Origin of the sequence: Rhizobium ruizarguesonis (assembly GCF_017357285.1) — a bacterium.
In the GTDB taxonomy this organism is placed as follows: domain Bacteria; phylum Pseudomonadota; class Alphaproteobacteria; order Rhizobiales; family Rhizobiaceae; genus Rhizobium; species Rhizobium ruizarguesonis.
Genome location: NZ_CP071678.1, coordinates 3,762,155 through 3,784,058, shown reverse-complemented (window position 1 = coordinate 3,784,058; position 21,904 = coordinate 3,762,155). Strand labels below are relative to the sequence as shown.

At 59.2% G+C, this 21,904-nt stretch carries 17 protein-coding genes, 1 tRNA gene and 1 pseudogene; 3 read left to right on the top strand and 16 right to left on the bottom strand.

Going from position 1 to position 21,904, the window contains the following annotated elements:
- Positions 1-631 precede the first annotated feature (631 nt).
- From J3P73_RS18710 to J3P73_RS18680, 7 genes are all read right to left on the bottom strand, one after another.
- On the bottom strand, positions 632-1,756 hold the full coding sequence (locus J3P73_RS18710) for a glycosyltransferase family 2 protein (protein ID WP_024319437.1): 1,125 nt from the start codon (positions 1,754-1,756) through the stop codon (positions 632-634).
- A complete protein-coding gene (locus tag J3P73_RS18705; protein ID WP_024319438.1) occupies positions 1,753-3,501 on the bottom strand; it encodes an ABC transporter ATP-binding protein in 1,749 nt (582 codons plus the stop codon). The genes J3P73_RS18710 and J3P73_RS18705 overlap by 4 nt, the downstream gene beginning before the upstream one ends.
- Positions 3,494-4,576 (bottom strand): glycosyltransferase family 2 protein, encoded by a 1,083-nt coding sequence (locus J3P73_RS18700; protein WP_130771800.1) that lies wholly within the window; start codon positions 4,574-4,576, stop codon positions 3,494-3,496. The genes J3P73_RS18705 and J3P73_RS18700 overlap by 8 nt, the downstream gene beginning before the upstream one ends.
- A 7-nt stretch (positions 4,577-4,583) precedes the next feature.
- A complete protein-coding gene (locus tag J3P73_RS18695) occupies positions 4,584-7,586 on the bottom strand; it encodes a trifunctional glycosyltransferase/class I SAM-dependent methyltransferase/polysaccharide deacetylase (protein WP_027689239.1) in 3,003 nt (1,000 codons plus the stop codon).
- Positions 7,580-8,800: a glycosyltransferase family 2 protein gene (locus J3P73_RS18690; protein ID WP_024319441.1), complete on the bottom strand. Its 1,221-nt coding sequence runs from the start codon at positions 8,798-8,800 to the stop codon at positions 7,580-7,582. Before J3P73_RS18690 ends, J3P73_RS18695 begins: the two co-directional genes overlap by 7 nt.
- Before the next feature lie 31 nt (positions 8,801-8,831).
- Positions 8,832-9,788, bottom strand: a complete 957-nt coding sequence (locus tag J3P73_RS18685) for an NAD-dependent epimerase/dehydratase family protein (RefSeq protein ID WP_018481588.1) — start codon at positions 9,786-9,788, stop codon at positions 8,832-8,834.
- Between the two features lie 104 nt (positions 9,789-9,892).
- A complete protein-coding gene (locus J3P73_RS18680; RefSeq protein ID WP_164034481.1) occupies positions 9,893-10,276 on the bottom strand; it encodes a hypothetical protein in 384 nt (127 codons plus the stop codon).
- 341 nt (positions 10,277-10,617) lie between these two features.
- Between J3P73_RS18680 and J3P73_RS18675 the strand changes: the two are divergent.
- A pseudogene (locus J3P73_RS18675) lies at positions 10,618-10,818 on the top strand (ABC transporter permease); the annotation flags it as partial.
- Positions 10,819-10,839: 21 nt separating this feature from the next.
- Here J3P73_RS18675 and J3P73_RS18670 read toward each other — a convergent pair.
- From J3P73_RS18670 to xylF, 6 genes are all read right to left on the bottom strand, one after another.
- Positions 10,840-12,261 (bottom strand): peptidoglycan L,D-endopeptidase MepK, encoded by a 1,422-nt coding sequence (locus J3P73_RS18670; protein WP_051320241.1) that lies wholly within the window; start codon positions 12,259-12,261, stop codon positions 10,840-10,842.
- A gap of 415 nt (positions 12,262-12,676) precedes the next feature.
- On the bottom strand, positions 12,677-13,039 hold the full coding sequence (locus tag J3P73_RS37645) for a hypothetical protein (protein WP_018073828.1): 363 nt from the start codon (positions 13,037-13,039) through the stop codon (positions 12,677-12,679).
- 216 nt (positions 13,040-13,255) lie between these two features.
- Positions 13,256-13,332: transfer RNA gene (locus J3P73_RS18665), tRNA-Arg, on the bottom strand.
- A 206-nt stretch (positions 13,333-13,538) separates the two neighbouring features.
- Positions 13,539-14,321: an ATP-binding cassette domain-containing protein gene (locus J3P73_RS18660; RefSeq protein WP_003561812.1), complete on the bottom strand. Its 783-nt coding sequence runs from the start codon at positions 14,319-14,321 to the stop codon at positions 13,539-13,541.
- Between the two features lie 14 nt (positions 14,322-14,335).
- Complete coding sequence (locus tag J3P73_RS18655; RefSeq protein WP_017989150.1) at positions 14,336-15,649, bottom strand: sugar ABC transporter permease; 1,314 nt, start codon at positions 15,647-15,649, stop codon at positions 14,336-14,338.
- Positions 15,650-15,914: 265 nt separating this feature from the next.
- Entirely contained in the window at positions 15,915-16,955 is a 1,041-nt protein-coding gene (gene xylF, locus J3P73_RS18650) for a D-xylose ABC transporter substrate-binding protein (RefSeq protein WP_018073829.1), read from the bottom strand.
- 227 nt (positions 16,956-17,182) lie between these two features.
- Between xylF and J3P73_RS18645 the strand changes: the two genes are divergently transcribed.
- Positions 17,183-18,433, top strand: a complete 1,251-nt coding sequence (locus J3P73_RS18645; protein WP_024319445.1) for an ROK family transcriptional regulator — start codon at positions 17,183-17,185, stop codon at positions 18,431-18,433.
- Between the two features lie 130 nt (positions 18,434-18,563).
- On the opposite strand, the gene iolG is transcribed toward J3P73_RS18645, so the two are convergent.
- Complete coding sequence (iolG, locus tag J3P73_RS18640; RefSeq protein ID WP_027689236.1) at positions 18,564-19,556, bottom strand: inositol 2-dehydrogenase; 993 nt, start codon at positions 19,554-19,556, stop codon at positions 18,564-18,566.
- A gap of 314 nt (positions 19,557-19,870) precedes the next feature.
- On the opposite strand from iolG, the gene J3P73_RS18635 reads away from it, so the two are divergent.
- Positions 19,871-20,152, top strand: a complete 282-nt coding sequence (locus J3P73_RS18635; protein WP_024319447.1) for a hypothetical protein — start codon at positions 19,871-19,873, stop codon at positions 20,150-20,152.
- Here the strand turns inward: J3P73_RS18635 and J3P73_RS18630 are convergent, their stop codons facing one another.
- Positions 20,153-20,623 carry a hypothetical protein gene (locus J3P73_RS18630; RefSeq protein WP_130656955.1) on the bottom strand — a complete coding sequence of 157 codons (471 nt, stop codon included), beginning with the start codon at positions 20,621-20,623 and terminating at the stop codon, positions 20,153-20,155.
- 159 nt (positions 20,624-20,782) lie between these two features.
- On the bottom strand, positions 20,783-21,787 hold the full coding sequence (locus J3P73_RS18625; RefSeq protein WP_026236707.1) for a LysR family transcriptional regulator: 1,005 nt from the start codon (positions 21,785-21,787) through the stop codon (positions 20,783-20,785).
- Positions 21,788-21,904: the final 117 nt, after the last annotated feature.

The following is a 21,904-nucleotide window of genomic DNA, read 5'->3' as shown; positions in this document are numbered from 1 at the left end:
TAATCATTGGACGTATTATTCTTAATGACGGCATCGATAATTATAAATTTCTATTGAAAAACAATATCAACTTCATGACGGATTGCTCCGTCTCCGACATTTCATTGAAGATCTAAAAATATCGCGCGCTCAATTGAAATTTTGATCGAAATATTAAGCAGGAGAGCCGGCACTTCGACCTTCACCTGCCTATGATGCGGGATTTTCTCATGAAGCCGATCTCAACAGCGTAATATCGTCATCTGAAGTAAGATCTATCTATGCTGATGCAGTGATAATGGTGACCGCATTTGTGCAACCGGCCGAAAAGGAAAGTTGAGGACCCGCCGGGGTGGTTGGCGGGTCCTCCAGTCGGAATGCTTGCACAGTGCGTAGGTATGATTGCAGTTAAAATCGACATTGTCGAAGATTATTATTGGGGTAGTTATTTTTTAGGTAGATTATTCTCTTTTTTAGCAATTGCTATTCTTCCTTAATATAAAATATCGCAGTACAAAATAGTGAGATAGTGACCAAGCTGATGGATAGGAAGCGTTGTCAAACCTCTCGATGTTTGACGGTGCTCGATCTCTCCGGCGCGATATAGCGGCCGAGCGAAAAACGCCATCGACAGCCGTTCAGCCGACAGACATCAAGCCTCCTGCGATGAGGTCGCCGCAGAGCATTCGCCAGACCGATCGATCTCAGACAAGCGGCTGAGCAATGCCTTCGTTCTGAAGCGAGACCAACCGCCGACCAAGGGGAGAAGCGGGTCTATCTCTTCGAATTTCCTGAGATTCTTTTGCTTTTGTTCCCTTGCTGGCCAGACTTTCGATAACGCTCTGCGTTTGGCTCTGCCGGCTTTTGAAAGGATCAATTTGGTGAGGATGCCGGAAGCAAGCATTGGGCTATGATGATAAATGTGTTTGAGCGAGGCCGCAGCGCTGTCCCAATCTTTCAAGGCGGCAAATTTTGAAAATGCATAAAGATGCGCCGACGTGCGGGCGCAGCTGACGACAAAAGCCGGAAGCTCAGGATTGCGAGCGATACATTGCTCGGTCACCGCCACAAGCGATCGCGCCATCCGCGACCTGTCTGAAGACATGGCTGCGGAATGTGAGCGATAGCCCACCAGACCCAACGGCACCGTCTCGATCTTGAAATGTTCAGCGGTGCGGAGTTCGAAATCGAAATCCTCGCATCCTCCAATCCCCTTTCTGGCATAGCTTGAATCGTAGCCGCCGATCTTGTCAACGACAGCGCGGCGAACCATGAAGCCGCTGCCATTGCCGACGAAGCGGAATACGAGATGACGGTTGAGAATGTTGTCCCGGGCGTTCAGCGACGAACCGGATCTTGTGCAATATCCTTCGGTATCGATGAAGCGGTGAAGGGCATAGACTGCGCCCCAGGCGTCCGGCAAAGGCTGAAGAGCCGAGAGCATTCTTTGGACATAGGTCGAATGCCATAGGTCGTCCGCATCGAGGAAGGCGATATAGTCGGATTTTGATGCCTGGATCCCGGTATTGCGGGCCGCAGCGACGCCACGGTTTTCGGTCGACAGAATTCGGATCCTTGAATCACTGGCGGCGAAACGGCGACAGATCGAGGCTGTCTCGTCCGTCGAGCCGTCGTCGACGATGATGATCTCAAGCGCCTTGTGGGTCTGGTCGACAACGGATTGGAGCGTCTGGGCAAGGTATTCTCTGGCATTATAGGCAGGGATCACGACGGCCACCCGAACCCCCGACATCGTTGACACATCCATGTCCGTCACCCGAGCTTAGATGTGGGTGCGGGCGGGCGGAGATCGATCCGGTTCTTCATCAGCCTGGCCACAGCGGGCCGATGGCTGACGACAATCAGCGTTCTGCCGGCGTCTTCTTTCATCGCCGAAAACACTCGCATCTCGGTCTCTTCGTCAAGCGCGCTTGTTGCTTCGTCCAACAGCAGGATCTGAGGCCGGCCGGCGAGCGCGCGCGCCAGACCTATGCGCTGCCTTTGCCCGCCCGAAAGCCGGATCGCCTCGTCGCCCAGCCATTCATCAAAGCCATACGGCAGATCTTTGATGAACTCCGTTGCGCAGGCCACATCGGCCGCCCAGCGGATATCCTGCTCCGAGATATCACGACGAAACCGGATGTTGTCGAGCACCGTGCCCTCCATCAGTTCAACGTCCTGGCCCGACACGGAGAGCAGTTGCAGCCAGCTGGAGCGGTCGATGGTTGTCAGATCCCTGCCGTCCACCGTGATCAGGCCCTGGGTCGGCGGGTTGAGATCGAGAATCATGTTGAGGATTGTGGTTTTGCCGGAGCCACTCGGCCCCGTCAGAGCCGTCGTCTCGCCTGCTCTGATCGAGAAACTGAGATTGTGAACCGCCGGTGCGTTCGATCGCTCATAGGCGAACGAGACGTCGTGGAAGACAAGCGCCTCCGCCAGGCGGCTTACCTTTTCCCCCTGCGAAGCCTGCTTGATGTCATCTTTCTCTGAAAGCAGCGCCAGGACGTTTTGCAGGGACGCTTCCATCTCGTAAAGGCTGAGAATCTGGGAATCAAATCCCTTGATATGCGGCTGAAGCCTGTAAAGAAGGATCGTGGCCGAGAGCGCCGCCTTGAAATCGACCGGCAGGAATTCCGAGGACAGAATGATCGTCAGGATGACCCCGAAGGTCAGAATTTCGCTCAGAAGCGAGGTTATCGCTCCCATCCAGTCCGACCGGCGCCAGGTCTGGCCGACGTCGTTGGAAAGCGCCTCGAAGAGTTGTTGGTGGCGCTTTTCCATGCCGAAGCTTTTGACGGCCTTCAAAGTCTGTAGCGTTGTCCAGCTCAACTGTGTCAAGGCTTCCACCGCAGCCAGTGCAGAGGCGCCGAGACGGCGGTAGGCGCCGGCAAAGAAACCCAATACAAAATTATGGATGAAGCCGAAGGCGAGGGCGAGCAACGCGATCGGCCAGGCCATTACCAGCATGCCGACGCCAAAAATCACAATCGTACCGAAATTCACCCCCAGTCGTACCAGGCTGGCATACGCCGACGACACCGCATAGGATTCGGTCGCGATGACGTTGATCAGGTCGCTACGCTCATAGTCCTGAAAGCGCTGAAAGGGCATGGTCAAGACCTTGGCGTAGAGGCGGTCTCGCATACGGTCGCTAATTCGGTGGTTGACTGCGCTTGCAATGAGCGAATTGGCGCATCCCAGAAGAATTCGCAGGATGATGGAGCCGATGAGGATACCGATCAGCACCGGTTTCGAAAGGTCGTTGCCGCCGAAAAACGCCGGAAGCCATGCGACGGCGGAACCGGAAACGGGACCTTGCTGCCCGAGAAGAAAGACGAGGCTGACCAGGAAGGTGATCCCGACCATTTCCGAGAGACCCGTGAGAATCCCCAGGGTGATCATCACCATCATCTTGAGCCGCAGCGTCGGCACGAGCTGCAGAAGCTCGCGGAACCGGGATGCTACGATCAGGTTGTAGGCGCTGGCCGGCTTTGGGGAAGGCGGCTTTCGAAACCTATTCATTGTTCGCCGTCCGCAAAGAGGTCGGGCCAGTCGCTTCTTCCCTGACAGGCATGGTCGTGAAGCGATCGCTGAATGCCGTTCCGGGTTGCGGAATGATCGCGCCCGCAAAGCGGGCTTTTGGCCGGGCCAAAGGCTTGTCAAGCGCGCGCTTTGCCATCCTCACGCCGTGACGTTTCGCCTGGCGCCAGCTCTGCTGCACACCATGGACCATAAGCTGCAAGGCATATTTTTTGACCATCATCGGCGCCAGCTTTTTGACCTGTGCATGATCGTCATCAAGAAACGCCTTATTAAAATACCAGCGCGCCGTGTTGAATTCGGCTGTCCGGATATCCCGCGTCAGATGCGGATAACGCTCGATGATCGGCGCCATCACCAGGCCGTGGGACTTCAGCATCCGATAGGCGTTGCTGGACATGTTTCCCTTGGTGAAGCGATAACCGGTCAGGAAATCGGGGACCAACGCGAAGGGCAGGGTCTCGGCCAAGGCCAGATAGAGTTTCAGATCCTCACACCCCTCGGCGCCGCTGTCGCGCAGGCTGGCGTCATAGCCGCCGCAACGAAGAACCTCCGCGCGCGGCATCAAGGGCGTGCTGCCATTGCCGATGAAGTTTTCCCTCAGCAGAGGTTCGAAGATGTTTCCTTGATGCATGACCGGCCGAGAATGGCCGAAAATGATGCCGTTTTCATCGATCGCCGCATACCAGTTATAGGCGACGCCCTGTCCGTCGGGGAATTTCTGCAGCGCCTGAAGCTGGAGTTCAATCTTGTTGGGGTGCCATATGTCATCGGCATCGACCGGGGCTACGTAGGGGCCGCGGGCTTCCCGGACACCATGGTTGCGTGCGCGTGCAACCCCTCCATTCTCCTGGCGGAGAACACGGACGCGGCGGTCGGTCAGGCCGTAGTCGCTTGCAAGTTCGAACGTACCATCTCGCGATCCGTCGTCGACCACGAGGATTTCGAGCTTGTCATAGGACTGGTTGGAGACGCTGCTCAATGTTTCGACAAGCGTCTTCTCGGCGTTGTAGGCCGGTATGACGATGCTGATCAAAGGGGCCTCTCTGGCAGTCATGGTTTTGTCATCCGATAAACGCGCCCGGCAGGCCGGTCAGTTCAGGGAAGCTTTCAAGCGGACGATCGCCGCGGACTTCGAGGCGCGGCAGACCGAAAAGATTATCGGAGAAGGTGGCTTTCGCCGGTTGGGTCGTGAAGCCGATACCGTAACCGGCAAGCGCCAGGATGCCCGGGACCCTGAAGTCCGTCGCGCCATAGGGGAGTGCGATGGATTCCACGGAGGCGCCCAGCCGGCTCTGCAGAGCATTGCGCGACAACATGGCTTCGGCGAGCAAGGCTTCGTTATCAATCGCGCTGGCCGGCGTGTGGGATGCGAGATGGGAGCCGAAGCAGATGCCCTTTTGGTGCAACTGCTGAATGTTCGACCACGACATCAGCGGCGCCGGCTCTCCATAGGCCGAATCCCAGTCGGACCGACCGCCGACTTTGTCGGTCACGACGAACACCTCGGCGCTGAAATCATTCTCGGCAAGGATCGGGAAGGCGTCCGTCAGGAAATCCAGGTAGGCGTCGTCGAAGGTCAGCATGACGGGCCGGCCCTGGATCGGCTTGCCGCTGCGCAGCAGATCCGTAAGCGTCTGCGCCGTCACCGTGTAATAACCCTGGCGCCGAAGGAACTGCATCTGCTTGCGGAAGATCTCGGGCGGCGTGCGGAAGCGCCGGAGTGCCGCGGGGCCTTCGTCTGCGATCCTGTGATACATGAGGATGGGAACCGAGGTCGTGACCTCCGTCGTCCATGCCGCCTCACGCTCAACGCCAGCCGGCCCCCAGATGATGTGCTTTGCCACATCGGCGTCCAACGGAGTTCCGTGCCGCTCGACCCGCAGCAAAGGATCGGCCACCGAGCCTTTCCTGAACCGGTGGATGGCGTAAAGTTCGGTTTCGATCGTGTCTTCCAGAACCAGCCCTGGCTGTGCGGCCAAAACCTGTTTGATCGTGCCGACACCGAAGGGATTGCCCCAGTCGAAACCGGTCCGGGTGGGTTCGTCCCGGCGGATATGCGCGTGGGCAGTGATCAGGTAGCCGTCCGGCTTCACCGCTGCGGCCATCTTACCGCAGACGGCCGCAAGCATCTCCTCATCCTTCATGTAATAAAGCACTTCGGAGCAGACGACGAGATCCTGTTCGGGTGGAAGATCTTGTCTGACGAAGTCGAGAACGTGAAGCTCGACGTTGCTATGGTCGCGGCACCGCTCGACCGCCCTGTCGATTGCCCGTTGGGAAATATCCGTGGCCGTCAGCCGGCCGACCTTTCGGGCCAGCTTTTCGGTGAAAATCCCTTCGGCGCAGGCGAGTTCCAGAGCCTTCTCGATCCCTTCCGGGATCAGGCTCAACGTCTGCGCATATTTGACCTGCTCGTAGACCGAGACATAATTCCAAGGATCGGGGCGTTCGAAGATATGTTCCCAGTACTCTTCTTCCGACCGAATGGGGGGAGCCGCCTTTCCTTCCTCCGGCTGTGGCCCGGAGGAACTTGAAAAGCGCGGAACCGGATCGCGCTGGAGATCTCGCCTTATGTCGGACAGGCGGGCATCATTGTCTTGTTTATCGCTCGGCGCAGAGGCAAGGAGGGCCTTGCGTCCGACATGCACCAAAAGCCGTTCGAAACGTCCTCGCCGCCGGCCGTTGCGGATGATGAGACCGCCGAAGGCTCTGTATCCGCGCAGCGCCTCTCTGGTCCAGGAGCCGATATAGGCGAGCGTTTGCGGTGTTTGCAGATGCTCTGCCGCCTGGATCTCCTGCATGATCAGCCTGATCTGCGCCCGGACCGAAAGATCGCCCCAGAGCGGCCCGACAAAGGTGCCGACATGCTGTTCGCCTGATAAAGCGTGCATGACGAGCGTATCGGCTTTCCCGGCCTTGGCGATCCTGGAAAGTGCACCGAGTTCGACGCTGACCACCTGGATATTACCGAGCGTGAAGGAGCGCAAAGGGTTCGCGGCGGTGAGCCGCCAACTGACGTTCTCCATGATCTTCCGCCCGGTGCCGGGGAAGGAATGCCGCTCGATCAGCTGGATGAGCGCAAGAAAAGTCGGCCGCCACTTGTCGAGCGCATCGATGAGATCGTCGGGTCGATCGGTGAACAGTCCCGTCTGCAATCCATGCATGATCACGTCGACAAGAAAGCCCTCGTAGCCCGCGGCATCAGGCATTTCCGGCAGGAGCGATGCGAGGGCCGCAACATCCGTTGCCGGATCGAGCTTGGCCGAGACGACCCAGGCGAGCATGCGCAGCTGGCTGAGGGCGGGCGTAAACCAGCCGGTCTCCGGCTCTTCGGCCGACAGGCATTGCTGCATCCTGAGGGTCTGCGCCTTCGTCGTCACGCGAACGGCGTCACGCACCATTTTGACAGGATCGCCGGAGAGCGAGCCCGCCTTCATGCGATAGAAAGCTAGGCACTTGTCGACACGGCGAAATTCGGCGCCTGCAAAGGCCATGCGCTGCCAGAGATCCCAATCCTCACCCGTCTGCAAGGTCTCATCCATACCTCCCAGATGTTCGAAAAGGCTTTTGGGAAAAACGACCGTATGGATGGCGAGCGCGCAAAAGGATGAGAACTCACGCTTGGCGACATCACCCGCCAGGACGGGAGGCTGCTCTACCCGCATCAGCCGGCCGTCCGGGGCGACACGGCGGTAAGCGCAATGGGCGATATCAGGTGGAAACGCATCGGCGGCCACCGGCAGCATATTTTCGATGAAGGTCGGATCCAGCCAGTCGTCGGCATCCAGCATGCAGAGCAGGGGTGCGGTTGCCAGTCTTGCGGCATGGTTTCGCGCCGCGGCGGCGCCGGCATTCGGCTGATGGGCGAGGCGAATGCGGCTGTCCGTTCTTGCGATGCCCTCAAGCACCTCCCAAGTGCGGTCGGTCGAACCGTCATCGACCACGACGGCCTGCCAGTTCGATCGCGTCTGCTGCTGCAGGCTGGCAAGACATTCGGCAAGCGTGTCGTCTGCATTATAGGCAGGGATGAGGAATGAAATGTCAGGCATCGCAGCGATCACCATGCGGGCCTCTTCCATCGCCGCAGAACGTAGAGAGCGCCGTTTACGCTTCCGAGCATCTCCTGCTTCAGGAAGACGTCGTGCGACGTCGTGCCTTTGCGAAGCCGTCTTTTGACCCTCCCGGCGTAATATTTCGGAAACGAGAGCAGGATGCGCCGCAGATTGGCGTTATTTCCTGTGTTCTGATACTGGACCAGCAGGGCTGCGACATGGCCACTCATATATTGGTAGATCTGTTTGGCGAGCCCCTTCATATCCTTGCGATGAAAGTGCCAGGCTACCGCCGTCGGCTCGTAGCGGCAGACATGGCCATGATGGAGAAGCCGGTTCCAGTATTCGGAATCGCCTGAGCATCCGGCAGCGCCCATGTCCAGGCGGACATCGAACAGGCCGATCTCGTCGAAAACCTTGCGGCGGATGGCCTGACTTGCGCCGGCTCCTATCGTCCAGACCGGAGCGCCGTAACGTGTATCCCTGGTATAGAAGTCCTGATTGAAATCCTGCCGCAGATAGCCCCGGCCGAAACTCCAATGCTTTTCGAAGATAAACTGTGCAGGCGTTGCGAGTTCTCCGGGAAGGACCAACCCGGTTACGCAGGCGATCTCCGGCAGATCGAACCCCTTCATCAGGTTCTCCAGCCATCGCTCGTGGAGAACCACGTCATCGTCCGTAAACGCGACGAATTCGGTTCTCGCCGCGCGAACCGCCGCATTGCGCGCATAATCCAGCCCGACCCGATCTTCACGGACATAGGTTGCGCCGGATTCCTCTACCACGCGACGCGTCGCCTCGCCTGCAGAGGCATTATCCACCACGATGATCTCGACGGGGCTGAGCGACTGTTTGGGGATCGAGGCCAGGCAACGGCGTAGGTCCTCCGGCCGGTCCTTTGTGCAAATCAGAATGCTGACGTCGCGGTTGCACACAGGGGTTTGCGCGACTTGACGCGCATGCTCGAGCGTCTCGGGCCGCACGACACGCTCGGCCAGTGCCGACGCCGTCTCGGGCCTTTCGATATAGGCTTGTCCTACGGGAAGACCATCCGACAGAAAGACCACGAGCCCATCGGAGACCGGGGGCGAAACGGCATCGAGGTGAGAGGTGGCGAGATCGAGATAGTGAATCGGTATGGGAAAACTTATATCCTTCAGATCGGACGGAATTGGTTCTCGCATCATCACTCTCTCAATCGCACCGTGAACATACGCCACCTGCACCCAGGACGCGAGTCTCGAAAGTCATTATGGTTTATTCTGCAGCGTGCGCCTTCATTTGGTCCCTGAACCAATCGAGCGTCATCGCCACGCCCTGTTCGTAGGTGATTTTGCACGACCACTCGGGCATGACATAGTGCGCGTTGGTCAAATCAGGCCGTCTGTTCGTGGGGTCCTGCGGCGGTGACGGCTCGAAGACGATCGGCACGCCGCCAACGAGTTTGGAGACATATTGCGCGACTTCAAGAACCGAAATCTCGCGATCATTGCCGACGTTCAGAGGCCCCTTATAGTCGGTTTCATTTATCCAGAAATATCGTGCGAAACCATCGACAACGTCATCGACATAGCCCCAGCTGCGTGACTGAAGGCCGTCGCCGAACACGGTAATCGGGCGGCCCGAGAGCGCCTGGGTGATGAAGTTGGAGACCGCGCGACCATCGTCGGAACGTGTCCGGGGACCGTAGATGTTGAAGGGGCGGACGATCTTGACGTCGAGCCCCTGGGTACGCTGCATTTCGAACAGCAGCGACTCCGTGCACCTTTTGCTTTCGTCGTAGGATGAGCGCGGTCCGGTGCAGTCGACCTGGCCTTTGTAGGATTCCGGCTGCGGCGACACCAGAGGATCGCCATAGACTTCGGAAGAAGAGGTGAAACCGAAACGTCCGCCCTTCTTCAGCAAGTCGAGCAACCGGAACGCCCCGAGGAGATTGGCGGAGATCGTTCTCTTCGGCTCCTTCATATACCACGGCGGCGATGCGGGGGATGCAAGGTGATAGATTTCGTCGAATTTATCCGAGGTCTGCAGCGTCTCGACGTCGGATTTCACGAAGTGGAAACGGGGGTCCCTGATGTGTGCGATATTTTCGAAAAGCCCGGTCCAGAGGTTGTCAACAACGACCAGCTTCTGAATGTCCGTCCTCAGTAAAAGTCGATCACACAAGTGCGATCCGATGAACCCAGCTCCGCCAGAAATCAATACGCTCTTCATTGCTTTGCGCCTTGTGACTTGAGATAAGGTGCCCGTTTATTAGCACCACCTGTAATTCGTGACAATTACTTAGAAGAGTTCTAAGAAATACTCACCTATTAATGTTAATCGTTAAATTTACCTACTTTAAGGTGATTCGTGTCGCTGCCGATGCCGCGCTCGATAACGAGCGGCCGCGCCGGACCGGATGCTACAGATGATCGTTGTACGATCATCACGACCAGCTCGATTTCGACCATCCGTTCCATGAGACGGCGGCCACCATTTGCGGTTCGATCGAAGGAATCGGCATGGTATCGAGAACCTCTCCGACGAGTTCGGGATACAGAGAGCTGCGGTTGCCTGTGAAAACGGGCATCCCGAATGTGTGCTATATTTTCGAAAGGTTCAGTGCAAAGATTGTCAGCAACAACCAGTTTCTGGATATCATTTTCTAAGTAGAAGGCGTCACATAAATGCGATCCAATGAAGTCGACCCAGTTTCTCACATCGTCTCGCCTCGTTACTTGAGAATATATTATTGTTATTACAGTGATCGAAGGTTTTGTATGGGCACGAAGTCCGGGGTGGGTCGGACTTTGGTCTGAATTTCCCCCGCGCGAAAACGATCGTCATCGTCGTTCGACTATCCAGACTACGGCGTCCGCGCGTCTTTTTCAGGCGCGGAGATAGCGCATTAACACATTGAATCAACCTCATTGTTCCGGAAAATCGAATCCGATTTTCGAGCCGATGCGTGAGCACCGCCTGTAAGGTGGGGTGATTTTTTAGTATTTGCTAAAAAATGCTAGAGGGCCGCAGTGCGACCCTCTATCCTACGCTGATATATGGATTTCCCGCCTTCGTGGTGACGCTCGGCTGTTGGTGGCGCGCGCAGCCTCGCGATGGTCGCATCGAAGGGTAACGTCGTCTTCAGTTAGGCCCCGACCACGACAGGATTCTGGCGCTGGGCGGCGCCTGGTTTCTCGGGAACGCCAACCCGGTTCTCACCATGGTCGTTCTGGCGCTTCCGATCGGTTTCGTGCCGCGCATCAAGCCCTGATGATTGAGGTCAGCCCTCCGGGGGCGATGCAAACCGGCTCGCATCGAACAGGTCTGTGGCGGCGACCGGAATGATATCCTTACCTGCTATCGCGGCATTGACCTCACGATGAACCGTGCGGGGAGAAACGCGAGGCGCGTTCAATCCCATCACCTCGCCAGGAGAATGCAACGCCCATTTCATCAGCGCCGCGTCGGACGTCGGTTCAAAGAAACTTGCTTCTTCCCAGGAAGCGGTCATGGGCAGGGAGGCGATCATATCAGCGCCCTGCTTGGAGGCCTGGTGTGCAACACGGAGGGGTTCGAAGCGGGCGTAGGCCGGCAACGCAGGCGTCGGTTTAGCCGGAAGCGCATCAATTGGGCCGATCGACGCAGTCTCCAGTTTGTCATCTGCGCCCGCGTCGTGCTCGAGGGCGGGCGGCCGCATCGCCGGTATCGGAATCGCCAAAGATGAAAGAGCCGGAGCGGATCGTTTGTCATCCCGCTCGACCGTGCCGGTCTGCAGCGCCAGCGCATTCAACGCCCGGCTTCGGGGCGCGGGCAGAAGCGCCGTCACGAGGTTATTGTCTGTGGTGTCGCCGCTCGGCTTGGTCGAGGTTCCTGCGTCTTCGTCGTCTCCAGCGGTGCTGGCGATCTGGATCGAGGCGGGGCCGACGCGCTTCTTGTAGTTCGCAATCGCCTGATTGTATCCCGGCAGCGGCCGGCCATCGGCCGGGAGATGCATCGTCTGCCCATTCGGGAATATTCGCGCGAGTTCTTGCCGAGACATGCGGGGCCAGGCCCTGACGTTGCCGACGTCGAGATGCACGAAGGGCGATCCCGAGGTCGGATAATATCCGACACCACCGACCTGCATCTGCATTGCAAGGGCACGCAGCGTCGAAAGCTTCACGCCGGGAACGTAGAAATCCATCGCCTTACCCAGCATGTGCTGGCTCTTCTTGGCGACGCCCGTGCTGCGCGAACGATTGCGGAGCATGTTGTTGGTATCGGGGGATCGATAGGCAGAGACGATATGGATGTAGTCCTTGCCGCCGCTGCGTTTGTACACCTCCCAGACCAGGTCGAGCAGCCGGGGATCCATCCGGGTCGGCTCGTTCCTTCGCCAGTCGCGCAGAAACCGATTGATCTGGGCAAGGCCTTTCGGATCGAACTTTCCATCCCGCTTGTAGGTAATCGTGGCCCTCTCGCCCGTATGGGTAAAGAACAGCTTCAAGGCGCGATCTTCCGCTGAGGCAAATGATGCAGAACCGATAAGCGCCGGGAGCGCAAACAGAGCCGGCAGAATGGTCTTCGCGACAAACCGTTCCGCACGCGACAGGAGCGTGGCAATTCCGCCCAAGGCTCCGCCCGATAATCCTTGCACTGGATACTTCAACACGAACAATCCCGCCCACACCAAACACTCGACGACGTGCGGGAAATTCCGCATCCATCGCGCTCAGTAAAGCCAGCTTATGGTCAACAAATTCCTAACAGGGGGATGCGGAAGCTCGGCGAATTGAGGCTGCGGGTCATCCCAAGCGCAATCGGACCCTGCGCCCGCGGGAGCAGAGCATCGAGCGCATTGTGTGCTGCTCTGAAATCCCCGCCGCTCTGAAACGGTTACAACCGCTCCCGACCTTCAGTCTCCCGGACACGCGACCTCAGCTCCCGCCTAGCGGCTGACCAGAACATGCATCGACCTTAAACCCGGATCAATCAATAGGGCGGGCCAGCTGGGAATGAGGCATTCAATGCGTTGTTAACCGCCAGCCTCGTCGATCGGTAGAGACGCGACGCTTGCCCAGAAATGCGTACCTCGGTCGGAACTGGAAAAATTCGCTCAACAAACTCTAGATATGTCCTCAGAAGTTTGGACTATCCTCATGGCTCTCCAACTCAGGGCACCCCCTGATGTTGCCGAAACCGATCGTTCGCCGGTCGCCCGATTCATCCAGACCTCTAAGCACGATGACATTGTCATCCTGCTGTATAATCTCGCTACGATAGATGCCGGCCCGAAGCGCCCGGTTTTTCGCCTGGCTTATGTTGCATTGCCCGGGCCGCGGAGTGACGTGCCAGTATCTCGTCCCTTGCCCATCCGACTGCCATCCGCCCGAAGCTGCGAATCCCGACAGGCTGGATAGCAGTATCCCAGACGCCAATATTACGCTGCCTAGAACCAGTTTCATGTAACCTCCGTAAGCCGCGGCAGGGCTCGTCTTCATTCTGCTTGTCCTGTTTTCAACGGACAACCGGGTTTCCCATGGCGTCACCACACTAGGTGGCTCGCGCTAACACTGTGCTAACGCCGGCTTCGGCCGCAATTTGCGGATACTGAAAACAAGGGTTTTTCGACGCGGTTCGCCTTTTGCTACCGATGTCGCCGCTCGGAGGAAGAGCAAGTAAAGGGGGCAATAATTCAATAATTTCAATGTGTTTTGTGGCGCACCCGACAGGATTCGAACCTGTGACCTTTGGAATCGGAATCCAACACTCTATCCAGCTGAGCTACGGGTGCATGCCGAAGGCGGTTTGAATCGCCTGTCCGATGGGTGGTTCTTAGCCTAGCTTGCGGCCGGCTTCAATCGCGAAATTCTCAGAAATACGGGTGCTTGCGCTTTGCAGGGTGTTTTTATCCGTCAGCCTGGGAACGCTGCACAAAAAAACTCCGCCGGCCTTGAGGGCGGCGGAGCGTTGTTGTCGCGGGCTGTCGCCTGGCGGCGGTCAGATCTGCATGGCGCCGGGGCCGGGGATGGCCTTGGACGGCACCTTGCCGAGGATGATCATGCCGAGGACTTCGTCCTTGGTCACATCCTCGGTGCGGGCGTGGCCGACGACCTGGCCGTTCTTCATCACCGAAACGCGGTCGGCAAGGTCGAAGACGTCGTGGATGTCGTGGCTGATGAGGAAGATGCCGATGCCTTCCTTCTTCAACTGCTTGATCAGCTCGCCGACCTGCGCCGTCTCCTGGGGGCCGAGCGCTGCCGTCGGCTCGTCCATGATCAGGATGCGGGCATTGAAGAGGATCGCACGCGCGATCGCCACCGATTGCCGCTGGCCGCCCGAGAGCGCCTTCACAGGCTCCTTGAAGCGCTTGAAGTTGGGGTTGAGCCGCCCCATCACCTCGCGGGCCGAGGCTTCCATCGCGACGTCGTCGAGCGTGCCCCAGCGGGTTTTCAGCTCGCGGCCGAGATAGAGGTTGGCGGCGGCGTCGACATTGTCGGCGACGGCGAGCGTCTGGTAGATCGTCTCGATCCCGTATTTCTTGGCATCGCGCGGATTGCGGATGTCGGCGGGCTCGCCGTTGATCAGGATCTCGCCGCCATCACGCTTGTAGGCGCCGGAGAGGATCTTGATGAGCGTCGACTTGCCGGCGCCGTTGTGGCCGAGCAATGCCACGACTTCGCCGGGGTAGAGATCGACCGAGGCATTGTCCACGGCGTGAATGCCGCCGAAGGAGATCGAGATGTTTTTCAGTTCCACGAGGGGAGTGCGTTGATCAGCCATGTCTAGGGCTCCTCTCACTTGGCACGGGCGCGGTAGACGGTGTCGAGCCAGACCGCCACGACAAGGACGGTGCCGACGACGACGCTCTGCAGCGGCGTATCGACATGCGCAAGCACCATGCCCGATTGCAGCGACTGCATGACGAGCGCGCCGAGCATGGCGCCGGCGATGGTGCCGGTACCGCCTGCCAGCGACGTTCCGCCAATGACGGCGGCGGCGATGGTGTAGAGCTCGTCGAGCGTACCCTGCGAGTTCGTCGCGGCATTGAGGCGCGCGGTGGAAATCGCCGCTGCGATGGCCGCGAGAATGCCCATCAGCGCGAAGATGCGCACGGTGACCCAGCGGGTCTTGATGCCGGCGAGTTCTGCCGCTTCGGGGTTGCCGCCGATTGCAAAGACGTAGCGGCCGAAGCGCAGCCTTGTCGCGATGAAGGTCATGATGATGCCGACGACGATCGCGATCAACACCGGCACCGCGATGCCGTAGGGGATATCCAGGCCGGTCTCGGGCCAGGGAATATTGTTGGTTTCTGCATATTTCTTGGCGATGTTGATCGGCCAGTAATAGCTGTTGGCGATCCAGACCGCGCCGAGGATGAGCACGCAGCTCAGGACGGCGAGGAAATATTCAGCCCACATCGGCCGGCGCGGGAAACCGAAGCGCCGGCGTTGCCGGCGTGAGCCGACGATGCTTGCGATGACGAAGAGGCAGGCGCAGATGCCGACGATCCAGCTCCAGGTGGCGCCGATCGAGCCTTCCGCGCCGCCGCCCATGATGCGGAAGGTCTGGTCCATCGGCGCAACCGTCTGGCCGCTGGTGACGAGCCAGGTGGCGCCGCGCCAGACGAGCAGGCCGCCGAGCGTGACGATGAAGGAGGGAACGTTGAGGAAGGCGATGATGATGCCCTGGAAGGCGCCGATCAGGCAGCCTGCCGCCAATCCGACCAGCAGCGTGATCGCCCAGGTGAAGGGGCTGTCGAAGCCGATATATTCTGGCAGGATCTTGGCCTGCGTCACGCCCATGATCATGCCGCAGAGGCCGAGCACGGAACCGACCGACAGGTCGATGTTGCGGGTGACGATGATCAGCACCATGCCCGTCGTCATGACGGCGATGTCGGTCGTCTGGACCGAGAGGTTCCAGAGATTGCGCGGGGTCAGGAAGAGGCCGCCGGTGATGATGTGGAAACCGATCCAGATGATGATCAGCGCGCCGATCATGCCGAGCAGGCGCGTGTCGATCTCGGTGGCGCGGAAGAAGCGGGTCACCGGACTGGCTTCCGCCGCTCGCGGTCCGCTTGATGTTGTGGATTTTACCATTTCGGCCATGGGTTTGCCGTTCCCCCACTTTGTTTGGACGGATGCGCCGGCGTGCCCGAGCTGCCATCGGCGTCATGCGTCTGTTCTTCAACTCACCATCGCGATGCTTCCGGAAACCGGTCGCGTGGCGTCGCGATACCCTTCCGGCAGGGAATGAAAACCCGCGATGGTGCGGCGAGGCGGAGAAAACTTCGTCGTTGGAATTCCCATCCGCATCCGGCGCCGCAACGGTGTTCCGCTGCGGCGCCGGCAATTCTAGTTTACAAGCCCTGGCTTACTTGCAGGCAGCGACGCTGTCGGCCTTGACGCCCTGGCACGCTTCCGCCTTGGAGATCCAGCCGGCGTCGATGACGACGTTCAGGTTTTCCTTGGTGATCGCAAGCGGCTTCAAGAAGACCGACTGCATTTCGACGCCCTTCGGGCCGCCCTTGAAAGCCTGGGCGCCGTCGATCTTGCTCATGTCCTTGCCGCCGGCGAGGTCGAGAGCGATTTCAGCGGCGCGCTTGCCGAGTTCGCGGCTGTCCTTCCAGACGGAAACCGTCTGCGTGCCGAGAGCGATGCGGTTGAGGGCTGCCTTGTCGCCGTCCTGGCCGGAAACCGGAACGGAGCCGGCGAGGCCCTGTGCGTCGAGAGCAGCGATCGCGCCACCGGCGGTGCCGTCATTCGATGCGACGACGGCGTCAACCTTGTTGTTGTTGGCGGTCAGGAACTGCTCCATGTTGCGCTGAGCGTTCTCCGGCAGCCAGCCGTCGGTATAGGCCTCGCCGACATTCTTGATCTTGCCGGCGTCGATGGCGGCCTTCAGGACTTCCTGCTGGCCCGAGAACAGAAAGTCGGCATTCGGATCGGAAGACGAGCCCTTGATGAAGACGTAATTGCCTTCCGGCTTGGCCTTGAAAACGCCCTCGGCCTGCAGGCGGCCGACTTCCTTGTTGTCGAAGGTGATGTAGAAGGCAGCCGGGTTTTCGATCAGGCGGTCATAGCCGACGACGGGGATGCCTTCAGCAGCGGCCTTCTCGATGGCCGGGCCGATCGCATCGGAGTCCTGGGCGAGAATGATCAGCGCGTTGGCGCCCTGCGAGATCAGCGATTCGACGTCGGTAAGCTGCTTTGCGGCAGAAGACTGCGCGTCAGCGGAAATATACTTGGCGCCCTTGGCTTCGAGAGCCTTCTTGATGGCGGCTTCGTCCGTCTTCCAGCGTTCTTCCTGGAAATTCGACCAGGAAACACCGACGACGAGATCGGCAGCCATGGCAGCGGTATGCACGGAAACGAGGATGGCAGCACCTGCCATCAATTTCAAAATAGACTTCATAATGTCCTCCCGAGTGGATTGCGACCGGCCCAGCCCATGCTTCCTCCGGCCACCGCGAAAAGCTGTCGAGAAAGGTTCTGATTTTTTTCTCGACAGTCGAGAAATTTAGTGTCAGAGATTTTTTCAACTGTCAACACTGCACTGCCAGCTTAATTTCCTTGCGAAACTTCGGCTGGAGATGCAGTGGAAACCAAGGGTGGAGCAAGCAGGGAGAGAGGGCGGCATTCATGCTGACCAAGTCGAGCACGGAGCTGGTCAGGCAGAGAAACAGCGTGCTCGTGCTGTCCGTGCTGCGTCGTCACGGTGCGCTCGCGCATACCGAAATATCCGATTCCACCGGGCTGTCATCGGCCACCATCTCGGCGATCACCACTGAGCTGGAAAAAGCCCAGATCATCGAGAAATCGGAACAGCAGCCGGCAAGCGGCCGCGGCCGGCCGCGCGTGCTGTTGCGCCAGCGGCGCGATTGCGGCTATCTCATCGTCGTCATCATCTCCTCGGATGCGGTGCAATATTCGCTGGTCGATTATGCCGGCAAGCTGATCGACCGCTTCAGCGAGGAACGTTCGCATGATCCGGCAGGCGCCGTCCGTTTTGTCGCGGCGGTGCGGGCCGGGCTTTTGCGCATTCTCGATCGCTCGAAGATCAGCCAAGAAAAGGTGCTGCTGATCTCGATCAGCAGCAAGGGGCTGGTCAATTCCACCGAGCCGGTTCTCGTCTGGTCGCCGATCTTCGGCAGCGACCAGATCGATTTCGAATCAGCACTCCGGCCGGAATGGCAGGCCAAGGTGATCCTCGACAACGAGACGCTGCTGGTCGCAGCGGCGCTCGGCGCGCGCGAGGAGATGGTAAAGGGCGCTGATTTCCGCTCGCTCGCAGCCCTTTCGCTTGGCCACAGCGTCGGTCTCGGCATCGTCAGGCGGGGGAACCAGACAGGCCAGGAAATATCGGCGCCCAATTTCGGGCACATGCTGCACATGGCCAATGGTGGGCTCTGCCGTTGCGGCACGCGCGGCTGCATCGAGGCCTATGCCGGTTTCTACGCGATTCTGCGCAGCGCCTTCGAGGTGCCGCTCGATACGATTCCGGCAAAGTTCGTGCCGGTGGCGGAACTCGACAAGATTGCTGCCAAGGCGCGCCAGGGCCACCGCGTCCCCGCCTTCGCCTTTCGCCAGGCGGGGCTGGCGCTTGGCAACGGGCTGTCGCGCATGCTGAGCCTGACGGAGCGCATGCCGATCGCCATCACCGGGCCGGGCACGCGTTATTACGACCTTCTTCGGCAAGGGATCGAAGAGGGTCTGGGGCAGTCGCATATCGTGCGCATGGAAGGCATGCCCGAGATCAGGGTAGTGGCCGACGAGCAGATCCTCGTCTTCGAAGGACATTTGAACCGGGCGCTGTCGGTGATCGACGAGGATATCGTTCTCTCGGGCGTTCAGGGAGCCCAAGCATCGGCGACTATTCAGGAATCGGGTTGAGGGTTTCTTTCAATCAAGCATATGGCTTTGGGGGCGCTGCGGCACGCCCCACAAAAAGATCCGAAAAATGCGAAATGGCCGGGCAAGTGCCCGGCCATCTCTTGCATGGCTTCCGGTCGGGAGAGAGCCGTCAGCCGATCTTGATGAGCTTGCCTTCCTTGACGGACTGGACCGCGGCATCGGCGAGTGCCAGCGCTGCGAGACCATCGGCACCGGAAGGCGAGATCTTCGAACCCTTCTCGATCGCGGCGATGAAGCTGGCGATCTCGTTGGCATAGGCTTCGGTATAGCGGGTCATGAAGAAATCGTGCAGCGGTGGGCGGGTGTAGCCTTCGCCGTTTGCGACCTCGATCGAAACAGGGCGCTGGTTTTCGGCCGAGACGAGGCCCTTGGAGCCGTGTGCCTCGATGCGCTGGTCGTAGCCATAGGTCGCGCGGCGGGAGTTGGATATGATGGCCTGCTTGCCGGATTTCGTCTGCAGGATCACCGAGACGCTGTCATAGTCACCAGCTTCGCCGATCGCCTTGTCGACGAGAACTGCAGCGGTCGCGAAAACCGACACCGGTTCTTCGCCGAGCAGGAAGCGGGCCATGTCGAAATCGTGGATCGTCATGTCGCGGAAGATACCGCCGGAGCGCTTGATATAGTCGACCGGCGGGGCGCCGGGGTCGCGCGAGGTGATCGTCACCATCTCGACATCGCCGATCTTGCCTTCGTCGATGACTTTGCGCACCGCCATGAAATGCGGGTCGAAGCGGCGGTTGAAGCCGACCATCAGCTTGGCGCCGGTCTCTTCCACCACCTTGATGCAGGCCTTGACGCGGGCGACGTCGAGATCGATCGGCTTTTCGCAGAAGATCGCCTTGCCGGCGCGGGCGAAGCGTTCGATCAGATCGGCATGGGTATCTGTCGGCGTGCAGATGACGACGGCGTCGATATCCTTGGCTGCCTCGATTGCCTCGATGGTGCGGACTTCGCAGCCATAGGCGGAGGCGATCGCTTCGGCAGCCTGCGGAAAGGCGTCGGCGACCGCGACGAGCGTCGCATTGGCGTCGCCGCTGACGGCCTTTGCATGGACCTTGCCGATGCGGCCGGCGCCGAGAAGACCAAATCTCACTGTCATTTTAACCTCCCTTGAATTCGGAACAAATAAACCGAATTGCCAAAATTCTGGAATTTTCATTCCATCTTCTGTGGACCGCGTCAAGCCCGCGGATCTTTCACATTTGCAAGATTCGAACCAGAGCCTTTCATGGTCGGATTGAAGTATTCTGCCGGAGCAGATTTTGGTCAGGGCAGAGCCGATCGCCTCCGATCCTGGCGGAAAGATGCCCGGCCTTTCAGCCAAGAGAATACTTTAATCTGACCAGGAAAGGCTCTAGAGACAATCGCGGCACGGGCCGAAGGCCGTGCGACAAATGCGACCGCGGGGCAGGAATGAAACTCATCGATCCGAATCATCCGGCATATCGGCGCCTCTGGGTGCGGATTGCCATCGTTGCCGTTTGCTTCGGCTGGGCCGTGGTCGAACTTGTCACCGGCGATCCGTTCTGGGCGGTGCTGGCAGGCGGGGCAGGCGCCTATTCCTTCTATATGCTGTTCTGGACCTTCAATCCGCAGCCTCCGGCCATCGAGCCGCCCGTGCAGCCTGATGCCGAGGACGAGGACGAACCCGCGGCGGCCGCTGAAAAATCTTCGAAGGACGGGCAGGCGGAATAGTCAGCGGCTCAATCGCCGCAGCGCTTCGTCGATCAGCAGATTGGCCAGCATCATGCGCTTTGTCGCATTGTCACGGTAGGGCACTTCCACGCCATCGGGATGATTGGCGCGCGCGAAGGCTCGGCGCTTCTCACGGAGTGTCAGCAGCGTATCGGCGGCGGAGATCCCCAGTTCGGCGGCAACCTCCTGCGGTGTCGTGCGGACGAGATGATCCGGCATGACGGGCTCGGCTGGAGGCGCAGGCGCCGGCTTGTCCACGACCCCAGCGGCGGCATCGAGATCCAGATTGTCGAAATAGGCTTGGCCGACGCGCTGCGAGGCGACTGAGACGCCCTCCATCACATCGAAGGCAAGCCCGGCGCCGAGACCGGACACCCGATGGGCAGCCGGCGCCTCGGCGTCTTCGGTCGTCTCATCCTCCGCCTTCAGCCGGTCGAGGACTGATTGAAATACCGACTGTCCGAACAGCATCCCGCCTACCTTGAGAGCATATCCGTTTTTCTTCGAATCACGGAAATGCTCTATCTTCTTGTTCACGCAATTCCGGACGCAAAACCGCTGCACACTTTTGCTGGAATTGCTCGAGGCGCATTAGAAGAGAGCAAGATGGCGCAGGGCTTGCGGGTGTCGTCAGCCGGCCTGCTTGTGGCTCTCCTCGAGGATGATGTCGTAGAGCAGCCGTGCACTCGGCGGCAGCGCCCGTTCCCTGGCCGTGATCATGCTGTAGGGTTTGACATTGATGTCGAAATCGATCGGCAGCATGCGCACATCAGAGGCATTCGAGCCCTGGCTGGCAAGGAACTGGGCGACGTCGACGGCAACGGGAGCGATCGCATCGGTTTCGCAGATGATGGCGCAGGTCAGAAGCAGCGAGGAGGTGTTGACGATGTTTTCGGGCAGGGCCACGCCATGCGACAGGAAAACGTCCTCGATCGTGCGGCGCAACAGCGTGCCCGGCGGCTGGAACACCCAATCGTAATCCCTGACGTCGGAGAGGCTGCTCGTCTTCTGCTTCATGAGTGGATGGCGGCTGCGCACGATCAGGCAAGCCCGTTCGATGCCGATCTCCGTCACCTCGAACAGGCGCGGGTTGAGATCATCGGGAATGCGACCGATGATGAAGTCATGGCGGGCGGCGAGCAGCTCGCGGGCAAGCACGTTGCTCGTCTCCACCTGGATGTTGATCTCGATGCCCGGATAGGCCTTGCGCACCTTGTTGATTGCCGGAACGACGAGGCTCATGGCCGGCGCCGTCACCGCGCCGATGAAGACCGAGCCGCCCTTGCCGCTTTTCAATTCACCGATCTCGCGGCTCGCCTCGCGCAGCTCCAGGAGGATCTTTCGAGCCCTTCGGGCGAGCGCTGCGCCGAAGGTCGTCAGCACCACGCCTCGGGCCACGCGCTCATAGAGCGACGTCTTGGTGATCGATTCCATTTCGGACAACATGCGCGATGCGGCGGGCTGCGAAATGTTCAGGACTTCCGCAGCTGCGGAAATCTGTCCACTATCTTCGATTGCGACGATCATGCGCAGGTGATTCAGCTTAAGTCCTGCACGCAAAAGGCCGTCATCGCCGAAATTATCGCTGTGGATATCGACGTGATCCATCAAAAATGGCTCAGAAATAACCGTCATGGTTGCAGCCTCCTCGCTGCGCTCCATCAAAAGTAATACTTTTTAACGATATACCAAAATTGTTATGCACGTTAGCACTTATTCTATTTGACAGTTATAGGAATCCATACCAGTTTG